General features: G+C 54.3%; 19 protein-coding genes. 2 read left to right on the forward strand and 17 right to left on the reverse strand.

What is annotated here, in order from left to right; all coding sequences use genetic code 11:
• The 3 genes from GXX57_01580 to GXX57_01590 form a co-directional block, all read right to left on the reverse strand.
• Positions 1 to 190: ferritin Dps family protein (locus GXX57_01580; GenBank protein HHV43345.1), on the reverse strand; the 190-nt coding region annotated here is incomplete at its 3' end.
• A gap of 154 nt (positions 191 to 344) precedes the next feature.
• Positions 345 to 1925 carry a murein biosynthesis integral membrane protein MurJ gene (murJ, locus tag GXX57_01585; protein ID HHV43346.1) on the reverse strand — a complete coding sequence of 527 codons (1581 nt, stop codon included), beginning with the start codon at positions 1923 to 1925 and terminating at the stop codon, positions 345 to 347.
• Positions 1926 to 2015: 90 nt separating this feature from the next.
• A complete protein-coding gene (locus GXX57_01590) occupies positions 2016 to 3158 on the reverse strand; it encodes a hypothetical protein (GenBank protein HHV43347.1) in 1143 nt (380 codons plus the stop codon).
• Positions 3159 to 3562: 404 nt separating this feature from the next.
• Here GXX57_01590 and GXX57_01595 point away from each other — a divergent pair, with 404 nt between their 5' ends.
• Together GXX57_01595 and GXX57_01600 are read left to right on the forward strand one after the other, a co-directional pair.
• Entirely contained in the window at positions 3563 to 5815 is a 2253-nt protein-coding gene (locus GXX57_01595) for an ABC transporter ATP-binding protein (protein HHV43348.1), read from the forward strand.
• A 3-nt stretch (positions 5816 to 5818) separates the two neighbouring features.
• A complete protein-coding gene (locus GXX57_01600; protein HHV43349.1) occupies positions 5819 to 6334 on the forward strand; it encodes a DUF1854 domain-containing protein in 516 nt (171 codons plus the stop codon).
• 37 nt (positions 6335 to 6371) lie between these two features.
• Here the strand turns inward: GXX57_01600 and GXX57_01605 are convergent, their stop codons facing one another.
• From GXX57_01605 to GXX57_01670, 14 genes are all read right to left on the reverse strand, one after another.
• Positions 6372 to 8360 (reverse strand): FAD-binding protein, encoded by a 1989-nt coding sequence (locus tag GXX57_01605; protein HHV43350.1) that lies wholly within the window; start codon positions 8358 to 8360, stop codon positions 6372 to 6374.
• 5 nt (positions 8361 to 8365) lie between these two features.
• Positions 8366 to 9544: a 4Fe-4S binding protein gene (locus tag GXX57_01610; GenBank protein HHV43351.1), complete on the reverse strand. Its 1179-nt coding sequence runs from the start codon at positions 9542 to 9544 to the stop codon at positions 8366 to 8368.
• A gap of 15 nt (positions 9545 to 9559) precedes the next feature.
• Entirely contained in the window at positions 9560 to 10654 is a 1095-nt protein-coding gene (locus GXX57_01615) for a zinc-binding dehydrogenase (protein ID HHV43352.1), read from the reverse strand.
• A 37-nt stretch (positions 10655 to 10691) separates the two neighbouring features.
• Positions 10692 to 11690 carry a LacI family transcriptional regulator gene (locus GXX57_01620; GenBank protein HHV43353.1) on the reverse strand — a complete coding sequence of 333 codons (999 nt, stop codon included), beginning with the start codon at positions 11688 to 11690 and terminating at the stop codon, positions 10692 to 10694.
• 79 nt (positions 11691 to 11769) lie between these two features.
• The gene (gene sfsA, locus GXX57_01625; protein HHV43354.1) at positions 11770 to 12441 is read right to left on the reverse strand and encodes a DNA/RNA nuclease SfsA; all 672 of its coding nucleotides are present in this window, start codon (positions 12439 to 12441) and stop codon (positions 11770 to 11772) included.
• Complete coding sequence (locus GXX57_01630; protein HHV43355.1) at positions 12438 to 12764, reverse strand: hypothetical protein; 327 nt, start codon at positions 12762 to 12764, stop codon at positions 12438 to 12440. Before GXX57_01630 ends, sfsA begins: the two co-directional genes overlap by 4 nt.
• Positions 12739 to 14028 carry an MFS transporter gene (locus GXX57_01635; protein ID HHV43356.1) on the reverse strand — a complete coding sequence of 430 codons (1290 nt, stop codon included), beginning with the start codon at positions 14026 to 14028 and terminating at the stop codon, positions 12739 to 12741. Before GXX57_01635 ends, GXX57_01630 begins: the two co-directional genes overlap by 26 nt.
• Before the next feature lie 53 nt (positions 14029 to 14081).
• Positions 14082 to 14711 carry a cyclase family protein gene (locus tag GXX57_01640; protein ID HHV43357.1) on the reverse strand — a complete coding sequence of 210 codons (630 nt, stop codon included), beginning with the start codon at positions 14709 to 14711 and terminating at the stop codon, positions 14082 to 14084.
• Between the two features lie 440 nt (positions 14712 to 15151).
• Positions 15152 to 16087, reverse strand: coding sequence for a sucrase (locus GXX57_01645; GenBank protein HHV43358.1), 936 nt, complete (start codon positions 16085 to 16087; stop codon positions 15152 to 15154).
• A gap of 1154 nt (positions 16088 to 17241) precedes the next feature.
• Positions 17242 to 18519: an extracellular solute-binding protein gene (locus tag GXX57_01650; GenBank protein HHV43359.1), complete on the reverse strand. Its 1278-nt coding sequence runs from the start codon at positions 18517 to 18519 to the stop codon at positions 17242 to 17244.
• A 463-nt stretch (positions 18520 to 18982) separates the two neighbouring features.
• Entirely contained in the window at positions 18983 to 20035 is a 1053-nt protein-coding gene (locus tag GXX57_01655; GenBank protein ID HHV43360.1) for a LacI family transcriptional regulator, read from the reverse strand.
• Positions 20036 to 20075: 40 nt separating this feature from the next.
• On the reverse strand, positions 20076 to 21311 hold the full coding sequence (locus GXX57_01660) for an alpha/beta hydrolase (protein ID HHV43361.1): 1236 nt from the start codon (positions 21309 to 21311) through the stop codon (positions 20076 to 20078).
• 662 nt (positions 21312 to 21973) lie between these two features.
• Entirely contained in the window at positions 21974 to 22663 is a 690-nt protein-coding gene (locus GXX57_01665) for an L-ribulose-5-phosphate 4-epimerase (protein HHV43362.1), read from the reverse strand.
• Positions 22664 to 22674: 11 nt separating this feature from the next.
• The gene (locus GXX57_01670; protein ID HHV43363.1) at positions 22675 to 24162 is read right to left on the reverse strand and encodes an alpha-glucosidase/alpha-galactosidase; all 1488 of its coding nucleotides are present in this window, start codon (positions 24160 to 24162) and stop codon (positions 22675 to 22677) included.
• Between the last annotated feature and the right edge of the window lie 725 nt (positions 24163 to 24887).

A 24887-nucleotide genomic window follows, 5' to 3' on the forward strand; every position in this document is an offset into this window, starting at 1 on the left:
TAAGGCCCATCTCTAAACGGACTTCTTTCGGCAGACCGATCCCCGCCCCAATGTCCTTGGCGGTACGTGGCGGCTGCCGGAGGATCATATCATGGGCGGTGGTGTGGCCTGGGATTTTCGGGTCGAACCCACTGCGGTCCAACTTGAAGTTGCCTTGGAAACTTTGCAGGTCCCTATGCAGCTTCGTCATGTCCTGTACGATAGGTGTCTTGTTGTTGTGCATGCTACCTTCTTCTCCTTTGTATAGTCGTGGCCCTAAGGCCCAGGGAAAACAAGATCACGGTATTAGGATACCTGTTTCCATCCCGACTATACGGTTGTTCAGGAGAGAAAGGGAAAAGGTGTTACTGGTCTGCCCCTTGGGCCGACTGCTTCCTACGTCTTTTGAGGGCACCGAGCAGAAACTCCAACTCCTCCATGCGAAAAAGCAGTAAGAACAGCCCGTAAACACCCACACCCACCAGCATCGGCAGACACACCTGGAGCACCTTCCCCCGGACCGTACCTACGGAAACCCAGTTGCCCACCCAGTTGCTGGTCCCATAGACCACCAAACCCATGACAAGGGAAGCAACGATGGACTTGAGCACACTGCTCCCAATCCGGGTACCGTCGATACTACCGAGCCTTTGGCGAAGCAGGAAGAGATATACGACGAAGTTGATGGTGGTGGCCACGGTGGAGGCCAAGGCCAAACCGCCGTGCTCAAGCCCGGTCCAACGTAGGAAGATCAGACTTAAACCCGTATTCACAACAATCGACAAAATCCCGATCTTCACCGGCACCTGGGGTTCGTAAAGGGCATAGAACATCTTACTGGTCAGCTGAATCCCCGAAAGGGCCGGCAGGGACAAGGCATAGAAAAACAGGGCGAAGGCCGTGGCCTGGGTGTCCTGAGGGGTAAACTCACCGGTCTCAAAAAGCAAACGCACGATGGGCTCCCCGAGGACAAAAAGTCCCACCGCTGCGGGGATGGTGATGATGAGCACCGTACGTAATCCCAAAGAGTAGGTGCGTTTCAGCTCACCGCGGGCCTCGGTGGCCGCAAGGCGCGTAAGCAAGGGAAAGATAGCGGTGGAGATCCCCATGGCAAAAACCCCCAAGGGAAACTGCATAAGCCGGTTGGCCAGCCGCAAAGCGGTGATACTCCCCTCCACTAGCCCCGAGGCGAGGTTCTGACCAATCATCAGGTTTAGCTGGTTTACCGATAGACCGATCATGGCCGGGAACATCAAAATCCCAATCTGGCGAATTCCCGGATGGCGCAGATCCAGATTCGGGCGATAAGCCCGGCTGAATTTCAACATTGTTGGCAGTTGAATGGCGAAATTGCTGAAGGCCCCCGCCACCAAGCCCAAGGCCATCCCATAGATCCCCATGCGGGGACCTAGGGCGTAAGCTCCCAAAATGATTCCCAGGTTATATAGGATCGGACCCACCGCCGGGGCCGTAAAATGCTGATAGCTATTCAGCACCCCCATCTCCAGCCCTGCTAGGGCCGTGAAGAGTACAGCGGGAAAGACGATGCGCATCAAGCGGACCAGCAAGGCCAGTTGGGAACCAGAGTAGTCGTAGGCCACCAATGGAGCCAGTTTGGCGGCAAAGATCTCGCCAAAGATGGTAAAGGCCAAAAGAAGGAGCACCGTAACGGTGATGAAGGTGCTGGCCACATGCCAGGCGGTCTCTTCGTCATCCTTAGCCAGGTAGGAAGTGAAGACAGGAATGAAGGCTGCGGACAAAGCGCCTCCCACCAACAGATAGTACATTAGATCGGGAATGGCAAAGGCAGCAAAATAGGCGTCGGTCTCCAGGGTTCGACCGAAGACCTGAGCCACCGCCCGCTCCCGCACCAAACCCAGCACCCGGCTGATGAAAATCCCTATCATCACAATGGTGGCGTTTCGGGCCACCTGGCGATTCGACATACGATCTACTCCCATCTTTACCCTTTCCGTACTATTATCCTCCCGAATCCCTTTTCCTGCAATAGTCCCGGGCTTGTCCACCGCTATTGCCTACCGCAATTTCTTCTCCTTCACCAGCTTGGCGATCACGTTAGCCAAAAGCTCTGCACTCCTCAGGGCTGGTTCAATGGTGTGATTGTAATTTCCTATTTCTAACAACAGCAGCTGCGGGTGTAAGTGTTGGTTAAATCTGCTATCTCTCACCACCATTATACCCCGGCACAGGCCCGGATATAACTGATCCATCTCCCTTTTGAGTTCCGTGGCAAAGGCGTAATTCTCCCGCCAGTTGGGATTGGGAAGATAATCGTCGGTGGTAACCACGATCAAGATCTGCGCGGTGGGCTGGCCATCAATGTTGGTAATGTACTGGGCTCCCTTGGCCCCATCCCGATGGATATCAAAGATCATCTGTAAGGTGGGGTACTCCCGTACCAGCTCGGTGACGGTCTTGGCCGACTCCTGATAAGCCCTGGTAAAGCTGGGGGTATCGTGCAGGACTAAGGAATGGATGGTGGGCACCCCCAGGGACTCTAGGCTTGCCGCCAGGTGCTGACCCACCTGGATGATGCCCGTGTCGGTGCTGTTGGCCAAATGGTAGGAGTCAAACTCCAGGTTCATCCCCGGTCGGTGATATAACTCCGAGGCATGGGTATGATATAGCGCCACCAGGGGCCCCTGAACGGTGACCACCGGTTCCGGCACCCGGGATGGCGGGAGCAATTCTTGCACCTGCGGCACCGGTTCTGGTAACCGCAGGGGACCAAGGGCAGCGAGGGTCTCTTCTTCCTCCATCGCAGCCGGTTCCGGGGTACTCTGCCCATCATTGTCATACTGGGGAGGCACATTGGGTACGTGTCGCAAAGAAGGTAATTCGGACGCTAGAATGTGCAATGGATCGGTCCAATCGGTCTCCAAAACATCCAGTAAAGACGACCAGCCCCGCTCCAGGGAGCTTTGCTCCGCCAAAGACCCCTCCAGTTCACAACAGGCAGGCAGACCCGCCCGCAAAAGTAGGTAGCCCGTCCCGGCCCCCTCGGCCAGCCAGGATTTAAAATATGTAGAAAGATCCCACTGCAGAATACGGAAAGACACTTTGGCCATGGCTCCCACAAAAAAAAGAACACTGGCCAAAGCCAGAACGAACAACTTGTTTTGTGCAGTCCTGGTACGACCGGTACGCTTCTTTCTCATGTTCTTTGCCCCTTCCGCTTTCAATATATGCAGCGGTCCTGGGTTTATGTTCCCCTGGAAAAAAACACCGGAAGGACACCCCTGGCCCCTGGGACATGGCCCTATATCCGCTGGTTTTCATCAATTTCCCCCTTTCTTTCCCCTCTGGCGGAAAAAACCGACCAATAGGGACCACTACGTCCAACTAACGCCTGTTATCATTGAATTGCCCCAGATTAGATTTTTCCGCCATTAACCCCTTGCAACCCGAAAACCAAGCGGGTATAATGAGGGCGAATCAGCATGTTAACCCATTTTGTGCACATTAAGCCAGCTTGCGAGTTTATCAGGAGTTGTTTGTCATACCTTCTCTAATTCCCGGCAAAATTCAATAGAGCTTAGGCAGGATTCAGGGAGGCTTCCTTATGGTAGCGCCAAGGCGAAAATTACCCCTGCAACAGGCGGAGGATTCCAAACCCACTGGTCTGTATACACAATTGCTCAACTCTTCTGAAACCTTGGTCAGTCAGTGTCCCACCGATCTTTCCTTAGAGGGATGGTATACCGAGGGTGCGGTCTTACTCACTGACGAGCGGTTGATCACCGTGAAAAGAGAGGGCGACACACCGGTCATACTGCTGGAACTGCCCCGGGACCAGATCCGGGAGTTACACGTTCGGCACATGTACGGCAACGGCATATTGGAGGCAAGAACCAAAGAGAAAACCATCCCGGTGGCACGGTTTTCCCGCACCCACGCCAAGGACGCGGATGCGCTGGCCTTGAAATTCAAACCTATTGGACAGGAGGTAAGCAGCCCCGAGGAAGCGCGCAAACACCCTTCGGAACAGGAAGAGCTGACTCGTTGTCCCAAGTGTAACCGGGCCTTGCCTCCGGGGTCCGATGTATGTCTGCACTGTATCGACAAGGGACAGACTTTGCGCCGCTTACTTCACTTCGCCAAACCCTATAGATTTCAAGTGGCAATGCTAGTCATCCTGGTCCTCGGCATCACGGCCCTGCAACTGGTACCCCCGATCCTCACCAGAACTCTGATCGACCGGGTCTTCCCCGAGGGGAATCTGAACTTGCTCATGCAGACCATCTTCATTCTGGTGGCCACCTATGTGACCATCAACGTGTTATCTGCCATAAGGATCCGTCTTTCGGGCTGGCTGGGACAGCATATCATTTTCGACCTAAGGACTGCCATCTATGATCATCTGCAGCGGTTGAGCCTCAGCTATTTTGAAAAACGGCCCACCGGCGCAATCATGGCCCGGGTCACCAGCGACACCAACCAACTGCAGCATTTCATCGTCCAGGTGCTGCCTCAGACGGTGGTAAACATCACCACGCTGGTGGGAATCGGCATTGTGCTGTTCACCATGAATCTGCGCTTGGCCTTCTTAGCTTTGCTGCCAGCCCCCATCGTGGCCCTACTGACCCTGGTCTTCACCCGCCGATTGAAAAACGTCTACCGACGTGTATGGCGGCGGTTCAGCGATCTGAACGCCCTTTTGGGGGATACCATCCCGGGAATTCGGGTGGTCAAGGCCTTCACTACCGAGGAGAGCGAATCAGCAAGGTTTGCGGAGCAGAGCGATGAGCTGATGCAACAGCACATCCAGGCTTCCAACTTTGAAAGTTTCTTTTATCCCGGCATCTCCTTGGTGATGACCACCGGCGTAATCCTGGTTTGGCTCATCGGCGGTCGCCAACTGATTTTAAACCCGGCCGCCGCGGTGAGTGCAGGAACGTTAATTGCCTTCATCAACTACATGTGGCAATTCTACGGTCCAGTGCAGGCCTTGTGCAACCTAAGCGGCATGATCCAACAGGCAGTGACTTCTGCCGAGCGGGTATTCGAAGTACTGGACACCCAGCCCGAGTCCCACGCGAAGACCGGCGGAAAGGTCGTGGAGCGGATAACGGGGCATATCGAGTTTCGCCACGTCCATTTCCGTTATGAGTCCGATGAAGAGGTGCTGTCGGATATCAATCTCACCATCGAACCGGGAGAGATGATTGGCCTTGTGGGCTCCAGCGGCGCCGGGAAATCAACCATTGCCAGTCTCATCCCCCGCTTCTACGATGTCAGTGCGGGACAACTGCTCATCGACGGCATCGATGTGCGGGATTATAACCTGCGGAGTCTGCGGGCCCAAATCGGGATCGTCCCCCAGGAACCCTTCCTATTCACCGGGACCATCGCCGAGAACATCGCGTATGGTCTGCCCAATGTCTCTCTGGAGCAGATCATCGTGGCGGCCAAGGCCGCCAATGCCCACAGGTTCATCATGGAGTTTACCGACGCCTACGATACTGTCGTAGGCGAACGGGGTACGGGGCTTTCGGGAGGTCAGAAGCAAAGGATCTCCATCGCCCGGGCCATATTGAAAAACCCGCGGATTTTAATCCTTGACGAAGCCACCTCCGCGGTGGATACTGAAACTGAAAAATTAATCCAAGAAGCCATTGACAATCTGGTGGCCAACCGGACCACCATAGCCATCGCCCATCGCCTTAGCACTTTGAAGAATGCGGACCGGATCGTGGTGGTGGAAAACGGCCGCATCGTGGAGATGGGCACCCATGAAGAGCTATTAGCTCAAAAAGGTATTTTCAGCCGTCTGTGGCAGTTGCAGACGGAGATTTCAAAAATGAAGGCGGTGTAAAAAATGCAAACCAGCTTAGAAGCGAAAGAGGAACAAGTAAGTAGGTTATCGCCCCAGGAGATCAGTCTCACCAAAAACGATCAGGGTGAGATCAAGATGGAGGTCAGGGGCACCGTATTCTCTAATGTGGAGATCTTCCGGCCGTTTCCTTTGAACGACGAACTTACTACCATGGTGGCCTTTCGGGATGCAGGCACAAAGCAGGAAATCGGGATCCTACCCAACTATGAAGAGCTAGATCCTGTCTCACGTCAGATCGTGGCCGAAGAACTGGACACCTTCTACTTCATCCCCAAGATCAAGCGGATTTACCACATCGGTGAGGAGTTTGGTGTCCTCACTTGGCAAGTGGAAACCGATCGGGGCAGTCACACCTTTGAAGTCCGCGGCAGGTATAACCTACGCCGTTACTCAAAGTGGCGGCTCATCATCAAGGACGTAGACGGCAACCGCTACGAGATTCCGAACCTAAATGAATTAGATAAACACAGTCGTTCATTGCTAGAAGCGCATATGTAAAGCCGGAGGAGCCACATTAGCTCCTCCTTCTTTTTTGTTAACCAAAGACCTTCCCTTGCCGGTATTCCTCCCAGACGTTTTCATACCAGAAGTCATCGACAGGAATTGGCCGGACCGGGATCCATTCCACGTGGAACTGTTCTCCGTCGAAGCGGATCCGCTGGATCTGTTGCCTCAGATCCTCCCGCTCGGGCAGGGCTCGCCACTGCTTGAACCCGGGAATGAGTTCCTGGCCTTCGTCGGCTAGAACCAGGTAAGAACCACGGCTTCCTCCACCCCGTCGTAAATAATCCTCAATACCGGTGAGCACCGCCACCTGCAAAAGGACTAACTGTCGGTCCTGGAAGAAGGCCACCAGTTCCTCCTGCCCCCGCAAAGCCACTTCGCCGTCTCTTAAGCGTTGCCATTGTTCCTTGGCCTCTGTCAAGGCCTGTTCCACGTCCTCCCTGCGCCGGATGTGTGCGGCCACCTTGCTCATCCGCGTCTGCATCTCTTCCCGTTCCTGGGCCCGGGGATTACCCTGACCTCGGTCTAAAGCCTTTCGAGCCAATTGCCAATAACCGTCGATCTGCTGGGTCACTAGCCGACAGAAGTCCGCATAGTCTAGGGAACTGTCCCCTTGGCGATGGGCAATATACTGGGCAGCCCGCAGACCACCCACCTGGCCCGAGTTGAGTGCAGAACCGCCGGGTCGGTAGATACCGTGGGTACCGTTGGCCTCCCCGATGGGGAAGAAATGACCCAGCTCTGACTGCCAGAACACATCTCCCTCCAGACCCCCATTTTGATGCTGGGCACAAACCGCGATCTCCAAGGGCTCCTTGGTAAGATCAATTCCGTGCTCCCTATACAGATCCACCGCATGGGGGTTCATCTTCAGCAAGCGGTCGATGGGCTTTCCAAAGAGGGCCTGGGAGTTTTTCAAGTAGTTGTAGGCCTCGGGTTCCAATTGCTCAAAGCTAAAGTCCTCCAGCACCCCTTCACCGGAGGGATTCTCCCGGAAGTCCAGGAAAACCCGCCGGCCCCGCTGCACCACTTCGATATATACCAACAGATCGATGAGGGAAGAACCGTAATTGGCGATCTTCCGGGGATCAAAGGGCCATTGATACCCTTTCAGGAAGATGGCCGTGGCCAGTTTCCCCATGGTGGGGAAGTATTCATTGAGAAACTGGCGCACATCCCCTCCCTCCTGGTCGGTGCTGATATACCGCGGGATCACCTGCTGGTAGGTACCAGATACATTCCAGCGAAACTGAGTGGAGGCCAACCCATATTGCCACTCGGTCACATTCACCAAGGGCGCCCCCGCTTCCACCGCCACACCGCTACTCCCCAGATGACCCACAGGGTAGACCGCGGTTTTGTACAATCCGCCGGGCCCGCCGGTGCCAAAGACCACATTTTCACAACAAAAGACGGTAAAACCGTAATTGTCTCCCTGGACCTTCCCTTTGTCGATCCCCAAGGCCCCCACCACCCGCTTGGGCGCACCGGCGGTAAGCAAAGCAATGATCTCCATCTCATCTAAGATGGGGATCTCCCGCTGCCTAACGGCCCGCAGCAAGCTTTGCACCATCATCCTCGAGGTCCAGGGCCCGGCAGAGGTGGCCCGCATCCTCGGGTCATGATCGGTCTTATAGCCTACATAACCCCCATAGCGGTTGTGGGGAAAGGGCACACCCAATTGCACCAGGTGGTAAAACTCCTGGGGGGACAGGGTGGCCTCCACCAACGCGATATCCCCGTGCATACAGCCACCGTCAAACAGGGTGCGGGCCATCTCGTAGACCGAATCCGGTTCATCTCCAAACAGGGAGAGTTTGTAGTAGGTTTGTTTATCGGAACCAGAGTTGTGGGAAGTTCCGCCCCCAAGTCTTTCGGTAACGATAGCCACATCCTTCACGCCCAAATCGTACAGGTGCAACGCACAATTGAGACTGGCGGCACCACTTCCCACCACCAACGTATGGCACAGGTGGACCGGAATCGTCACCCCGTTGAGGTTCAGCCGCTTGGTGATCATGGTCCCTACCTCCTTGACATCACCACTTGTCCCTGGTAATCCTCCATCACGATGGCCTTCTGGGGACAACGGACATAGCACATGCCACAACCGTCACACTGATCGTTAATTACATACTTCCCATCGATGTTGTCCACCGCAAAGAAGGTGCACACCCGCTGGCAGATACCGCATGCGTTGCAGTGTTCCTGGTCAATGTCCGCCAGCAGCCAGTGGCGCCGATCCACTTCTTCGGTGCCCTTAAGCTTCGGAACGATCTTGCCCCGCAACTCTCCAATATTCCCATATCCCTTAGCTTCCAAGTGTCTTTCCATACCCCGGTTCAGCCGCTGGAAGATTTCGTAGCCCTGCATGAAGACCGCGGTACAGACCTGGACTACGGTGGCACCGCAAAGCACGTACTTAATCACGTCCTGGGCTTCGCTCACCCCACCGCTGCCACTGAGCTGACATTGCACCTTGGGATAAATCTGGCTGATCCAGCGCAAGGGATACTGAATCGCCCAAGGTCCGCCATGTCCCGCATAGCCGCCGTGCAACACCGGTTCTTCCCTATCTACGTCGATCTCTAGTCCTGTCATCCGGTTAAAGATTACAATGGCATCGGCACCGTTTTTCTCCACATCCAAAGCCACCTGCATGGGCGAGGTGAGCATGGGGCTGAGCTTCGCCACGATGGGCAAAGAGACGTTGCGGCGCACCAGATCCACAATGGCCGCGATCTCCTGCTCCACATTAAGGCCCCGGAAGGTCACGGAGCCATGGGGACAGGAGACGTTGAGTTCTAAGGCATCGGCTCCCGCCTGCTCGCACATCTTGGCGTAATGCACCCAACCTTCCTGGCTAATGCAGTTGATACTCGCGATCACCGGGATCTCCAGGGATTCCTTGGCCCGTCGGATCTCTTCGCAGTAGCGATCCACATCCCACACACTGGCCTGCTCGTAGGAATAGAAGGAAAAGGTCTTGTAAGTGCCCATATTATGTTCGATAATGTAAAACCGGGGGGTAGGAGCCTGCCGACACACTTCCTGTTCGAAGAGGCTCTTCATCACCACTGCCCCCGCCCCATTGTCCTCGCAGCGGCGCATCCCGTCCACGGTCCCGGTAATATTGGAGGAAGCCGCCAACACCGGACTTTTCAACTGCAATCCCACATATTCTGTCTGCAAAAGCTTGCTCATGATCCTGACCTCCTTTTAGCTACACACCAATACACCTTTAACCATTTGTTGACTGCCCATCAACTCCAGGGCCCGGTCCGCCTCCGCCAAGGGGATCCGGTGGCTGACAATCTCGGAGAAGGCCTCCGCGTCGTTGTACAATACAGCCAACGCTTGATGGGTATGGCGGGTGTCACTGACCCAGACCCCTTGGATCTTCAGGTTTCTCCTGACGATCTCAAAGCAATCCAGTTCCGTAGTCCCCGCCGGAACACCAAACCCTACGGACAGGTAAGTACCCCCGGGACGCAACAGGGTAATTCCTTCTTCAAAGGCCGGCACAGTCCCCGCCGCCTCTAGGGCCACATCCACCCCGCGACCATAGGTAGCCTCCATAATGAGTTCCTTCCGTTCCTCCAACGAAGTCTTCCGCCGGTTCAAAACCATGGTAGCCCCCAGTTTCTTGGCTAGCTCTAACCGGGATTCGGTACCCGCAATAACGATAATCTGGGAAGCACCACTCTGCTTGGCGAAGGCCACCCCGTATAGACCCAAAGGTCCTGCTCCCTGAACCAGTACCACGTCGCCAAATTGGGGCCGTCCCAGCTCAAAGGCATGGGCCACGGTGGCTCCAGAACAGGACGCGGATACCAACACCGCCGGGTCGATTTTGTTTGGATCCGCCCGGAAGATATCGGTGCCCGCCTCCACGACGATGTGCCGCGCATAGCAGCCCAACAGATGGGGAGGTTCCGCAAAGCCCCGGTGAATTCCGTAAGTCCAGCGCTGAGGACACCGTTCCGGCGTCATGGCGATCCGGCAGTAATAGCACTTGCCACAGCTGACGGATCGACTCCACAGGATAAAGTCCCCTTCCTTCAGAGGCACACCGTTGATGTCCTTGACTTCACCCTTGATTTTCTCAATATACCCCACACCCTCATGGCCGAGGATCATCGGCAGAGGCGTACGCGCATCTTCCCCCCGCCACATGTGCACGTCGGAACCACAAATCCCCGCGTAACTGATCCGCACCAAGATCTGGCCCTCGGTGAGCTCCGGGATCTCCACTTCCGTGGGCACCAAGGGCTTGTTAAACTCCTCCAGCACCATCGCAAAAGTCTTGGCCATGCTCCATCCTCCTCGTCGTCTTGCTAACCACATCGTTCTACCTCACACTGGCTCGCTCCACCAGTTCCACCGGCAAGACAGTCAGTTCCTCCGCCGACTCCCCCTCCACACCACGAATAGCCACCCGGGCCGCCTCCGCCCCCATGGCATAGGTGGGCAGGCGGATGGTGGTAAGACTCGGGGTGACAAAGGTGGCCAACTGGATGTCATCGAACCCCAAAACCGAGACCTCCTGCGGGACCTTCACCCCCAGATCCCGACAGGCCCGTAAACACCCGATGGCCATCATATCATTGACAGCAAAGAAGGCCTGGGGAAGCCGTCCTGTGCCGATCAACTCCCGTACCAATTCATAGGCCCGATTTTCTAGGAATTCCCCCTCTAGCTCTGCGGTGATGTGCAGTTGCAGCCGTTCACATTCCAGGACGAAGCCCTGGTAGCGATCCCAAGCCACAGGAGCATCCCTGGGCCCCATCAAGACAGCCACTTCTTCAATCCCCCGCCCGGCCAGAAACTGGGCCCCAAGCCTCCCCCCCTCCTCGTTGGCTGCATCCACACAATAGATCCCTGGCAGCCGCGGCTGTCGGCGGTTAATCAGGACCACGGGCACACCCCATTCCTGCAGCATGGGCAAAAGGGGATCGTCCCGCTTCGTACCCATCACGATGAAGGCATCGGTGCGGCGATCGGTAATGATGGGACCCGCCCCTTCTCCGGGGGGCGGGGTATACAGCACCAGGTGATAACCCCGGGTGGCGGCGGTCTCCGCGATGCCACTGACCACCTCGGTGAAATAGGGGTTGCCAAAATAGAGGGAAAGACCACAGGGCACCACTAACCCAATGGCCTGATTCTTGCTGTGCACTAAACCCCTTGCCGCCGCATTGGGTCGGTACCCCATCTCCCGCAGGATTCTCTTAATCTGTTCCCGGGTTTTCGGTCCCACCCCGGGACTGTTGGTGAGCACCCGGGAAACGGTAGAAGGGGCCACACCGGCCCGTTTGGCTACATCTTTGATGGTAACATCTTTCTTCAAAGGATCGCCTCCGACGCAAACGTTTGCGTTTGTGTCGATAGTAATATTAGCCACTGACCATCGAAATTCCTTCTTTTGATCAGAAATCCACGGGGATTTCCCTGCGCAGACTCACTTCAGGGGGCGTCACCCGGCAATCATAGGCCCGTAGCTCCACCCCGCAGGCCCGGGCTTCCCGCAACACCTCTGCAAACTCCCGATGAGCCCCCTCATTGGGCTTGAACCGTTGGGCGTCTTCCCTTTGCACCACAAAGAGCACGAAACACAAATAGCCTTTTCCCCGCAGTTGGATCAGTTCCCGCAGGTGCTTAACGCCCCGTTCGGTGGGGGCATCGGGAAACATGGCCCAACCGGCCTCCACCAAGGTCACCGATTTCACTTCCACCACCACAGGCTGGGGACCCTCCAGAAGAAAATCGAAGCGACTGCCCTCAAAGCTTACTTCTCGCCGAAAGGAGGAATAGGGAGGTAAACCCAAAGACCAGCGGTTCTGCAAAGCCTGGGCCACCAGCCGGTTGGGGAGTAAGGAATCGATGGACACCCAAAGGGAACCGGTCTGGACAAAGCATAACTGGTATCGGTACTTCCACTCCCCCACTCCCTTATCTTTCAACAGAACGTTGCTGCCGGGAAGCAGAAGTTCCCTCATGCGCCCCGAGGAGGGAACATGGGCAAAGTTATCCGCTGGGGCCTCAACCTCAGCCACAAAACGGTTCAACCGACGTACAAAGGTCCCGGGCACCCACTTCATTCGTAGTATCCTGCCACGTCCAACACGAAGATCTTCGCCCCACCGGTGGTAATCTCCACAGGCTTGCTGGGCAGGCCCGGCGTGAAGACGGTACTGGGCGGCATCTGGGGGATCACTGTGGTCGTAGGCTTGCAGATGCTTTTGATTAATTCCACCACTTCCTCTGTCTTTTCGTCGGGCAGACCAATGAGCAAAGTGGTATTCCCCTGTTTAAGAAATCCCCCGGTACTGGCCAGTTTCGTCGCGGTCAAACCCCTGCTGAAAAGCTCGTCCAGCAGTTCCTTTTCATCGCTTGTTCTAACCACGGCAATTATAAGTTTCATTGGCATCCCTCCTAAAGAACTTACCTAGCTCCCCGGTACCAAAAAGCAGCACAACACCCAACAGCCGGAGCACTCCGGCCACCAAGAAGATCACACCGAAGGAAACACGTCCAATCAGGGTCGCACCCAAAAAAGGAGCACTGAAGGCCGCAAGGTTCACCACCGTATGGTAAAAGGCAATACTGTTGGTCTTGTACTGAGGATCCGCATATTCCAACAGAAGATTAAAGACACTCATCCCGTATCCTGCGTTAAAGACCCCCAAAAACAGGTGCAAAGCCAACAGATAGAGTAACGTATCATGCAAAACAAACAGCAAGGAAAAGGCCCCGATCCCCGCCATGGACAGCATCAGGACCAGACTGTGCCCCCACTTACCGGCCACATAGGCCCAAAGCAGCGAAGCAAAGATGGTGGCAAGGCTAGTGCTGGTAGTCAAAGACCCCAGATGCACGTTGGACAAAGAAAGCTCTTCCACCAAATACACCGTACTCACCGGTGCAGTCATGAAAACTCCCAGCTGCATCACAAAAACCGCCAGACAAAAGTATTTGAACCGCCCACCCTGGGCCCCAGCGAACAGAGGGGCCAGTTTAAAAGGTGCGTCGGACTGAGCATAGCCACCAGGGGACTCGGTGGTTTGAATAAAGGTGTAGACTGACCCCATCGCTAACAAATAGGCTGCGAAAAATACAACAGCGAAATTAACGGGAAAGGCAACCAGGTCCAGGAAATAACCGCTGAGCAGCGTCCCCAACATGGCGGCAATACCCCCGAACATATGGCGCCAAGCCACCACCTCCGCACGCTTCTCATCGGGAAAGATCCGCCCGAACATCTCGGTCCAGGCCAAGCTAGTCACCGTACCTGGAATATTCATGGCTGCCAGCAGCAGCACAAAGACCAACGCCTTCAAGGGACCAGGCAAAGGCAGCAGGACCAACAAGGCAAACAAAAGATACGTGGTTCGACCCACAAAGGCGTACCTAATCACTATGGGTAACCTGGCGGTGGCCCGGCGCACCAGCTGGGTGGCTGGAATGAAAAACAAAACATTGATTAAGGCCGGCAGACTGGTCACCAAGCCGAGCAGAAAATCCGAGGCTCCCAAGCGTAGCACGAAAACACCTAGGAATGGATTTGTCATGCTGACCACTAGGTTCATTAGCACCGCATCAATGACACTAAGCTTGGTATTAGCCTGTACCCCTTCATAGACGATAGCTCTTCCCGTAGGCTCCACCTGATAACCTCCGTCTTGCAATTGTTACATAAGTTCGGCATCGGTCGGGCAAATCCTTTACAATAGCTCCTTTGCTATGTGCCAAGCAGCCCGCGCAGCACCGTCCGCACCGGTGCCGCATCGGCTCCGGGAATGAGTAGTGGAAGACAGATCAGTTCATACTGGCCCGCCGCCACTGAAGCCAAGTCCACCGCCTCCAGAATGGCCACATTCTTGGCAAGGAGCAATCGATGCACCGTCTCCGGATCATCGTAGGGGGCGATGGAGTAATAATCGATCCCCACTAGCTTCACACCCTGCTCCAAAAGATACCTTGCCCCACACTCCCCTAACGCCACATAGTCCCTGTGAAACTCACCGGTGTGCAGCAGCTTTGAATTGCGGGTCTTAAGCAGTAGCCGCGAACAACCCGCAAGCTCATATTTCTCCAGTACCGCAGCGGTAATGAGGGTATCCACATGGCTAAGATCCAACACACGACAAGGACCGATCAATACATCCAAAGGAAGGGCCTCCACCGTCGGCCCATCAGCAAGATAATGATTGGGAGCGTCGATATGGGTCCCACAGTGTACTCCCAGTTCAATCTTGGAATTATTGTATGCCGCCCCTTCATGCATGGAACTGACCGCGGTCCACACAAAGGGTGGATCCCCAGGCCATAGGGGCAAGGTTGATACCAAAGGTAAGGTAATATCGATCACCGCAGGGACCTCCTGTATAGGCTATATGTTTTCATCAATGATACAATAGTTTATCTTGGAAGTTAACCCCAAAGGTGCGATGGAAGGTATTGGTCCAGATTCTGCAGGGTTACTTCAAAAAATGGCAAGAGATAAAGGAACGGTGCCTCCACATGGGCAATTCATTGGTTAGCAAACCAAAGGAATAACCCAAAAAGAGGCACCTTTCCGGTGAGTACCCATTCGACAAGAGCGACCACAAATCCCTGTCGATTCGCTTATAGACTTGATAAAGATGGCCTAACAAATCCACATGTACTGGCCTGGCATGGACAGACGTAAGACCGGAAGGTCAACCCAACCTTCCTCTCGGCCAGGTTCTAAACCGTAAACAGCACCAATTCGGTGTTGTGATTCTCCTTGAATAGGTGAAAACTACCCACTATCGAAAGGTAATGACGCTACTTGCCGACATCGGTCAATGGAATATGCAGGTTGAAGCTGGTATTGGCCTCTTGCTCCGGCAGGCAAGCGCAGAACAGAACCGCCGGTTTGCCATTCTCCAACCACAGCTGGGGCCGCTCCAATCGGTGGACTTCCTGTCGAGTACCGTCTTCCCAGATAATCTCCCGCCGCAGGGCAAGGGGCTGCTCACAGGGCTCCCACTTGAGGCCATCGGTGGAATAGAACAGTGCCAAGGTATTCCGCTCCGCCTTGGTGAAGTATCCTTGGAAATCCTTTACAAGGCAATACAGATATTCCCCTTCGGCCCAGACATAAGCGTCCTCCACCGACCATCCTGTGGTGGGGTTTTCAATCACCGGGGCCGGATGCTTGACAAAAGGACCAGTGGGCGAATCACTGATCGCCACACCATAGCGGACCGACCCCTCCTGGGGAGTAGGACTGTGGTTTACCCCTTTATACAGGAGATAGAACTTGCCCTTAAAATAACAGCAAGCCGGGTTGGACATCATCAAGCTGTCCCAGGCGCCAGGGGTTACATTGATTATGGGTTCCGGCAAACGTTCCCAAGGCCCTGCGGGGTGATCCGCCACCGCAACTCCGATCCGTTGGCGATTCCGGTAATCCCAAAAGCCACCGGGTCCCCTGGTGCCCATGTAATAAAGATAGTACCGGCCGGCATGGTAGATCATTTGGGGGTTATGAACAACATCGGCATCCCAGGCCGTTCCGCCCCTTCCTTTGAACACCGTCCCCTGTACCACGTAGGGTCCCAAGGGATGATCCGCGACGGCATGGGCAATTTCCGAGTGGGTCACCCAGGCATTGAACCCTTTCACCTTGGGCCACCGGGAAAAGAGGAGATGACACAGCCCATCGGGGGTTTTTGCCATCGTCGCACCCCAGACATACCAGTCTTCTTGTTCCAACATCGCTGTGCGTGGCACTTTCCCTATTCTGTCCAGAAACCGATAGTGCTTTCCTACCAAGCTCCCTCACTCCGTTCAGTTGAAATCAGCAACCACACCTGCAAAAGGGACTGATTACAAGGGCCAAAGCAACCACCGGGAGCTTTTGGCTGCCACTTCCGGGCAAGTCTCCACCCTTTCTGGACCCGGCCCCTCCCCCAAAGCCCGTAACTTCCCCACCAGACTCCGGTAACCCTTGCTATGGGTACAAATGTTCTGGCCAGTACAAACAGGGAAATAAACAAAAGCCGTATTCCTTTCCGACGGAGCAGTTTTGGGAAAACCTGAGAGCAGATGGACAGGGTACCTTTACCGCACGGGTCATACTCAAACATTTCAAACAGGGGTATCCCTCCGTGCTCCTAACCCACCCGTCCTAGGCTTTCCTCGCTTTCTCCTGCTATCCGCACAGCCAGCTAGGTTCATCGGTCGCTGGAACCTGCGGCGGTGCGCCCCCTAGAACTCCCTTTCAGCCCTTACATCAGTGAGTGCACTTAGTTGAGTAATGTAAGCTTGTTTTCTGCAATTGCAGAAAACGACCCTATCTCGCATGAGAAAAACTTCTTCTCTATGCAATCTTTGCGTATAGGGATTATAATCATTGCAGATGAAAACGTCAAGTACCGTTCCACTAAGCTTGTCCAGACCCACGGGCGATACGTGCACAAATGCAAAGGTCACCTTCTGGCCTTCCCCGATAGTTTGCCATCGTTTCCGAGGACGACTGGCACTGTGCATCATTTCCGACAAGATAACACGACGACGGGACGAGTGGGTGCACCGAGTCGACCCGTTGCTCCACTCCTAAACCGGCGACAGAATAGAATCTAAGAAGAGATGACCTTCGTTAGAGTGAAAGGATGCTGCAATGACCCTTTTGGGAGCTAGGGCTACTGTTTTGGGTGGGGCTCATCGGGGATGATGTTCGATTGGGACTAATCTACAGTCCTTAATGTGTATTCAGAGTCTTCTTGGGGACAGACTCATGCCCAGTATTCCGGGCCCATCGGCAGCCTCGTCAAGGGATTGCCTTGGGGAACAGGACACCTGGTAGAAGCATTAGACAGGTTGGACGGGTTCTACCCCCGTCCAACCAATTGAAAAGAATCGCCGATTGGTTACTGAGCTATAACACTCCACAACAGGGCCGCTTCGGCCAAGGCACTGCTGATATCCTTTTTGCCCTCCATAACCTCCATATACTGCTGGTACCATGCCTCTCTCATTTCCATAGAATCGGCAGCGGGTGGGAAGGCGCGCATGTAGTCCATTCCCTCGTAGAGGTAACGGCTCGCCGGCACCTCCTCAACAAAGTCCATCATCAAGGACCGCCGCGGCGCCAACAGTCCCGTATGCAGATGCATACCCAGCAGGGCCTCGGGTGAAGTGAGCGCTTGGATAAACCGCCAAGCCAGTTCCTTGTTGGGGCTAGCCGAATGGATCCCCAGCCAATCACTGAACACGACACTGTACGCGCCGCCTTTTCCGGCCAACTTGTAAAACGCGGCAACATCGTCTGCTTGACCAGGGGCTACCTCCTTTACTTCCGCCGGTACCCATGGTCCTGCGAAGTAGATCGCGGCTTTGCCTTGGGCAAAGGCCCCACCTGTTCCACCAATAGCCGCCAACTGCGTTCCAGGGGGAATAACCGTTTCCTTCAAATCAACCATGAACTGCAGGGCTTCCCGACCTGCATCGGTGTTGAATAAAGGTTGACGCGTTATTTCATCAATCAGCTCCCCACCGGCCTGCCACAGATAGACGATATAATCCTGGAAGGCGGCATGCATGTCGGCTGGATAGGTCCTCGATAGATCATATCCTTGCCTTACAACCCGGTTATCCCCATCGATCAAGGTGAGGCGTTTCACCGTAGTCAACATCTCACTCCAGGTGGCAGGGGGGTTTGAGCTATCAAGGCCACTTTCATCGAAGATGTGCTGGCGGTACCACCAGACCCGGGGCGCAAAGTAGATGGGTACACCGTACCGCCGCCCGTCATAGGTGGAACTTCCCAGGGTGGGCGGGAAGAAATCATCCTTGTCCTCCCACTCCGCCCATTCCTGATCGATGCAGTAAAGAAGACCTAGCTCAACCAATTCCTTCACATGTTCCGCACCGCTCATGAAAATATCCGGGGGAATACCGGCCGCGGTGGCCACCATCAGCGCATCGGCGCGATTGCCCCAGTCCACGCTCACAATTGTAACTTCACAGTCGTACTGGCTTTCAAACGCGGGGATCACATTCTCCCTAATATACTTCAATGCGTTCGGTGGCAGGGAGACAAGGTGAACCGTCAGCCTATCCTTTGCCAAGCAGTTACCCGACCATACAGAGAGAAGCAGCAAATACACAGCGAGGATCCTCAGAATTGTAGCGTTTCTTACTTTCATGTGGAATCTCCTTTCATGTAGTTGACTTTCTCACCTCAATTGCAACTCCCACCTACGACAGTACAATTGATCCCCTTTGCGGCATCACTCCCCTCAACGCTAAGCTTTCGTTATCCAGAATCATCCTTTACCGAGGAACCACTGTGCCCGAACTACCGTTATCAGGTTCCAACAATTGACCTCCTCATCGGTCGCCTACCGGACTATCCTCCCATAAATACCCCAAGTAACGGGTTTTCCACTATACGTCGACTCCTTGGCCATGACCGGAAAAGAAGAGAGGATCGCCAGCTAGAACCTGTGCTGAACATCACGGTCCTCGTTCTACCAAGTTTCCCTCAGTCCATAAGAACGACGCCTTCAAGCTCCTCAATCAGTACCGTTGAGGTACAAGCGTTTATCCTAAACTGTAAAAACCAATCTGGGGATCTGCTGCCCTTTTTGCCTTCATCCCATGGAGCTACTACTTGCGTATGACCGACTCAAAACGTGACAAAGAACTTCCACCACAGGACTGGCGTATCACCAGTTCAGGCTTAAGAACGTAATTCAATGGTTGTTGACCGTCAATATACTTAAGTAGCATGTCAACGGTCAGCGCACCCAGGTCTCCTTTGGGTTGGTGAACCGTAGTCAACGCCACAGGAAGAAATGGTGCAATGGTAATATCGTCAAAACCAACGATAGCAACATCATCAGGGACCCTAAGGCCCGCATCGGTCACTGCCTGCATGGCGCCCCAGGCGGACATATCATCACAGGCAAAGACCGCCGTTGGCCGGTTGGGCAGGGCCAACAACTGCTGCATCGCTTCATAACCACTCCGCCAATCATAGCGGCAAGGTCTGACCAGTTCGGGGGCGAAGGGAATCCCTGCCTCCTCAAGGGCCAACTGATAACCAACAAATCTTTCCTCACCATCCCGGGTGCTACTCTCGTGAAAATGGGCAATCCGGGTATGGCCCAGTGACACCAAGTACATAGTAGCTGTATATCCCCCAGCCTCGTTGTCCACGATCACGTAGGGAGTATCAAATTCGGGATAGTTAGAGCACATTTGGACAATCTTGGTCCCTTGACTGATGATGCTTTGCAAATAGCGCTTCCCGTCTTCGCTGGTACAAAAATCTGCCGCCCCCGGCATATAGATGATACCGTCTACCCGCTTCCGCCGAAGGGCCTCAAAGCAAGCCTTCTCCTTAACCACATCATTGTATGTGCTGTAAAACAGAATGCTGTAGTTGTGCTTATCTGCTTCATCCTGGATACCCTGCACAATCTCCGATACAAAGGATACAACTAGCCGCGACACCAATAACCCGATGAGGTGCGTCCGTTTCTTGACAAGACCACGGGCATTCAGGTTAGGCTCATAATTGAGCTTCTTCATGGCGTCATACACCCTTTTTCGGGTGGCGTCACTAACCTTGTGGCGGTAGGTATTGTTTATCACCCGGGAGACAGTGCAAACGGAGACGCCAGCTTCCCGGGCAACGTCCTTCAATGATACAACCATCTTTTGACCTCCATACACACCCACGTACAACGATGGATTACTAGATTTCGAGCCAAAGCTCAGCAAAACATACCGACTCTGGATCAGCCCGTTCTTCCAAGGACGAGGCAATCGCTTCAATGGTACGAGCAACGATACCCTCAAACAACACTTCCTTTCCCCAGGTTACCCGAATTGGTTGATCCAGATCCAGCATCCGGTCATGGAGCCTTAACTGTAACACTCGCACAGCACAGCGTTCAAGGTGAACCTCCTGGCCTTCATAATTGGCGATCACCATCCGAGCCCGACGGGCTTCTTCCGGAGTGGTCCCCAGCCAGTAAAACCGGGTATGGGTTACGTCGTCCTGCTTCCACACCACCCGGGAAGGATAGGGATCCCTGGTAAACTGAGCCATCCAGGGCAAGGCAACCCTGTCGGCCCCCTGCATCCAATGACCATACTGGGGATAAATCTGCACCCAGTGTTTGTATCCGTCGGGGTCAGCTGCCTGCAACGCAGCGAGCCATTGCTTCCACTCAGCCGCGACTTTGGCTCGGTTATACGCCGAATCCTGTCCTCCCATTTGGATCGTAAAGCCGATGTTTCGCAATCCGTAGGGTTCAGCATCATTTGGATGGCCTGCCATCATGGCAGCTGCGGCAAAACGATCAGCCATCCGGGGAGCAAGCTGGTAGACCCCATCTCCCCCGGCCGAATAGCCCATCAGATATATGCGATTGGGATCTACGTTCTCGAATACAATCATATTCTCGATCAAGCAATCCAACAGCAGATCCACCTGAGGCTGATGCCACATATCCCAACTGTCAGCGGGAGCGCGGGGGGCCAGGTAGATCCCCTCTTCTAGCTGGTATAGGTTCTTTTGGTTTTCCCATTGCTGATCATTGGCCGCGGCGCTTGTTGAGCCACCACCGTGCAGGGATATGTAAAGACTATACTTTCCCTCCACCGGTTCACCAAAAACCCTATAGTAGAACGGCATCTCAAAGATATCTGTTCCCATCTTTATGTAGACGACCCGTCTGTCCATCATGTCCTTCCGCTCAGCCCGAATCTGTTCGCTCCTCGCAGCCCATAACATGGCTGCAGCCATCTCAGCCTGTTCTCTACTTAAGGGTTCTTTTGCAAAGGATTGTTCTGAAAGCGGCGGTCGGACAGAAGGATCCAAGCTCAAGTATGCATTTAGCGCATCGATGGGATTCGCCTCGGCTGTACCTACAACCACCCCCAGGACGATTACCGCAACAGCAAAGAGCGCGACTTGTCTGGTCAAGGCCTTTCCCTCCCTGTGGAAATCCTCTCTGTAAGTCTAAACCAGCGGCCTACTAATACCGACCATCATCGAGGTATATACGTATATCCCTATACGACATATTAATTCGAGGCTATCGGGCACAATTCCTGCTTTGATTATAGATTTTTTTCAATGATTAACGAAAACCGGGTACAAAATCTGTGCTTGTTTGTTCAAGCCTTGGATAGGGGCATCTGCTTTATATATCAAGGCTTTCAGCTGTAATCACTGCTTTGTCCAGCAACAGCGAAGTCCCCCGGTTATAGATCGATAGGGTCTGAGTAGGCGCATCCCTGTGTCCTCGGTAGGTATAAGCGTTAATACCAAATGGTGCCTACAAGGTCCGGGCTAAAGGCACGATCAACCCTTTGAGCCGCCCCTCTGTTCGAAAGAAGCGGCTAACTTTCTTGTTTATCTCCAGTCTGCGCTCCACCAGTACCGTGTCCGGGCGCTGACAGAACGACAGATTCAAGAAGGCAAGCGGGGGCAGAAACCGCCTTTCGTATAGGCGGTTTCTGCCCCCGCCTAGATTGGTGGGTCTGGCAGGCAGCAGACAATGTTACGGTCTGGTCTCTAAGGCTAGGCACCGTACCCGATGGACGATATCACGACCTCGGGCAATAGACAGACCTATCCTAGGGTTATTGTCCATAATAGGCGCTGGCACCATGTTTTCTGAAAAAGTGGCGGTCCAAAAGACTCTGATCCAACGGTGAAGTCCTGCACTGAAGCAGGGATTCGGTATGCCAGGCCATGCAAGCCACCTGTTCCAAAGTCACCGCGTTTTCGAGGGCCTCCTTGACGTTAGTACCCCAGCAAAAGGGACCATGGCGGTGAACCAGTACCGCAGGCATCTGTTCGTAATCGATAGTCTGAAAGGTCTCCACGATCACCTTGCCCGTATTCCGCTCATAGTCCCCGGCAACCTCATCGGCGCGAAGGGGCCGGGTACAGGGAATCTGCCCGTAGAAGTAATCCGCGTGGGTGGTACCGTAGGGTTGGATTCCCCTACCCACCTGGGCCCAGATGGTAGCCCATTGGGAGTGGGTGTGGATCACAGCCCCCACCTGGGGAAAGGCCCGGTAAAGCTCTAGGTGGGTGGGCAAATCCGATGAAGGGCGGAGGGTCCCTTCTAGCCGGTTACCCTCCAGATCCACCACCACCATCTGTTCCGCAGTAAGATCTTCGTATGGAACACCAGAGGGCTTGATCACCACCAGCCCCTTTTCCCGATCAATGGCCGACACATTGCCCCAGGTCAGAATCACCAAACCATGTTCCGGCAACATCTTGCATGCGGTGCATACCTCGGCCCTTAGCAACTCTAGCATCGGCCTCCCCCCTATACCTGGGATTTGTCCGCAGCGGCGGCACTTTCCGTGGCCTTCTTACGATCCTGGGCCAACTCTTCAGTGGTGCGGATGGGCAGGCGAGCCGCCCCCTTATAGTCTTTTGTAGGGATTAAGTCCCCTCGGGCTAACCGTTTCTTCGCAGCCTCAATAGCCGCGGTATACTGGGGCAGCCACTGGGCCTGGGCCACCAGCATCTCGTCCACCATTTGCCAAATCTCCGGCGGGTTGCAAACGGCCCCCACCAACGGATCCATCATCATAGCCTGTCTGAGTAGGAAGTCGTCACCACGCACCGCCGCCTCCACCGCCAGCCGTTGTACGGAAATACTTGCATTACAAACTGCAGCACAGCCTAAGGGCAGGTCGCCAACCTTGGGGATATGTATGCCCAATGAATCGACGTAACCAGGAACTTCCACGATGGCATCGTCGGGAAGATTGGTGATGGTACCGTTATTCACCACATTGAAATGGCCCCGGTACAACCGTCCGGTCTCCAACCCTTCGATAATGTATGAGACATGTTCTTCACTGCGCTCCGCAGGATCAAACTTGAGGGGTGGCTCCTTCAGCCAGTTGGGAAAGTCGGTTTCAAACCAGTTGCGACCTTCCGTGCAGACCCGTAAATACCCGCCGGTCTCACCGTCGATCCAGCGACCCAGATGAATCCACTGGGGAATCTCTTCGGGGCGCTTCCGATACCACGGTACGTATTCACTAAGATGACCGTTGGATTCGGTGCTGTAATAGCCGAAGCGACGGAGCATATCAATACGGACCTTTTCGGTCTGACTATAGGTTGGATGCTTTTCAAAGGCTTCTAGCAGCTGACCCGTGAGATCCTTCCCCTTGTGTTGGACCTTGATGTACCAGGTCTGATGGTTGATACCAGCACAGACAATCTCCACTTCCGATTTGGGCAGACCCAACACTTCCGCAATTTGCCGGTGGCCACCTTGCACACCGTGACAGAGTCCGACCGTCTTCACCCCGCCGTATTTGTTCGCCGCCCAGGTCAACATCGCATTAGGATTGGCGTAGTTGAAGAGAATACAATCCTCGGCCGCCACCTCCCGAATGTCTTTGCAGAAATCCAATATGACCGGAATACCCCGCTGTCCATACATAATTCCCCCGGCACACAGGGTGTCTCCCACACATTGGTCAATCCCATACTTCAAGGGAATTTCAACATCCAGCGTAAAGGCCTCAAGCCCCCCGACCCGCACTACATTGATTACATAGTCGGCATCGGTTAAAGCTTTCCGACGGTCGGTGGTCGCTTCGATTGTAATATCCAGTCCATTGGCTGCAATATCCCGCTGACACAACTGGGTAACCATGTCCAAATTCCGCTCGTTGATGTCGGTAAAGGCAATTTGAACATCCCTAAACGCTTCTACAGACAACAAATCCCTTAACAACCGACGGGTAAACCCAATACTCCCGGCACCGATGAAGGCTACTTTGAAAGACACGTCACATCCCTCCTTAGTAGTAGTTGTATTTATGGTAACACTAAGGAGAAAGAGAAGCTTTGATTATCCTAACTTTTGGAGGGACATCATTTACAGGATCCTCACCTATGCTGTTGGTTCCAGATCCCGGGGGAACTCGGCTGCTACCGGTGACCACATTGACACCAATGAACGGGATGGTACTATCCCAAAGGTCCATCCCATCTCAAGGGACATCATGTTCTGTAGAACCGACAAAAGCACATCATTTCCAGAAAGACGGCCCTTTTTGGTTCAGGACTGCCAAGGTACTGGTAGTTGTTCTAGCGTAGGCCTATTCTGGTTCCAAGACAATCGTCAAGTTCACCGGTTCACCTGCAGGCAACTCAAGGTGTCCAAAACGTAAACGTAAGTGCGGCCGGGAAATGGCGTGTGTTCTAGCCGGTGGGAATCCGGTCAAGAAAAGGTTTAACCAACCAGCTTGTAGCCAGCCCTTGGAGCCAGCCAGGTGACTGACTGGTTTAAGCGTAGGGAGGCAAGCTAGCGGGCCGAAAGCGAAAGCTGAAGTGATTGAGCCTCGAAAAACGTCAATGAGGTAGGTCGATGCGTTTTACGTCGTAGAAGACAACACTGACCCGAGCGCGAGAAAATGGTGAGTTCGGGCCAGCACTCCGGGGTCTGAGAGCTCGGCACGCTAGACACTGAGAACATACGGCAACCCGGGAGATCCCGCCTGTTCCTAACAA

This window comes from Bacillota bacterium (assembly GCA_012839765.1).
Classification (GTDB): Bacteria; Bacillota; Limnochordia; order DUMW01; family DUMW01; genus DUMW01.

Excerpts from the sequence above, each read along its gene's own strand:
- murJ (HHV43346.1), bottom strand. The coding sequence starts at position 1,925 with ATGTCGAATCGCCAGGTGGCCCGAAACGCCACCATTGTGATGATAGGG.
- GXX57_01590 (HHV43347.1), bottom strand. The coding sequence starts at position 3,158 with ATGAGAAAGAAGCGTACCGGTCGTACCAGGACTGCACAAAACAAGTTG.
- GXX57_01595 (HHV43348.1), top strand. The coding sequence starts at position 3,563 with ATGGTAGCGCCAAGGCGAAAATTACCCCTGCAACAGGCGGAGGATTCC.
- GXX57_01600 (HHV43349.1), top strand. The coding sequence starts at position 5,819 with ATGCAAACCAGCTTAGAAGCGAAAGAGGAACAAGTAAGTAGGTTATCG.
- GXX57_01605 (HHV43350.1), bottom strand. The coding sequence starts at position 8,360 with ATGATCACCAAGCGGCTGAACCTCAACGGGGTGACGATTCCGGTCCAC.
- GXX57_01610 (HHV43351.1), bottom strand. The coding sequence starts at position 9,544 with ATGAGCAAGCTTTTGCAGACAGAATATGTGGGATTGCAGTTGAAAAGT.
- GXX57_01615 (HHV43352.1), bottom strand. The coding sequence starts at position 10,654 with ATGGCCAAGACTTTTGCGATGGTGCTGGAGGAGTTTAACAAGCCCTTG.
- sfsA (HHV43354.1), bottom strand. The coding sequence starts at position 12,441 with ATGAAGTGGGTGCCCGGGACCTTTGTACGTCGGTTGAACCGTTTTGTG.
- GXX57_01630 (HHV43355.1), bottom strand. The coding sequence starts at position 12,764 with ATGAAACTTATAATTGCCGTGGTTAGAACAAGCGATGAAAAGGAACTG.
- GXX57_01645 (HHV43358.1), bottom strand. The coding sequence starts at position 16,087 with ATGTTGGAACAAGAAGACTGGTATGTCTGGGGTGCGACGATGGCAAAA.
- GXX57_01650 (HHV43359.1), bottom strand. The coding sequence starts at position 18,519 with ATGAAAGTAAGAAACGCTACAATTCTGAGGATCCTCGCTGTGTATTTG.
- GXX57_01655 (HHV43360.1), bottom strand. The coding sequence starts at position 20,035 with ATGGTTGTATCATTGAAGGACGTTGCCCGGGAAGCTGGCGTCTCCGTT.
- GXX57_01665 (HHV43362.1), bottom strand. The coding sequence starts at position 22,663 with ATGCTAGAGTTGCTAAGGGCCGAGGTATGCACCGCATGCAAGATGTTG.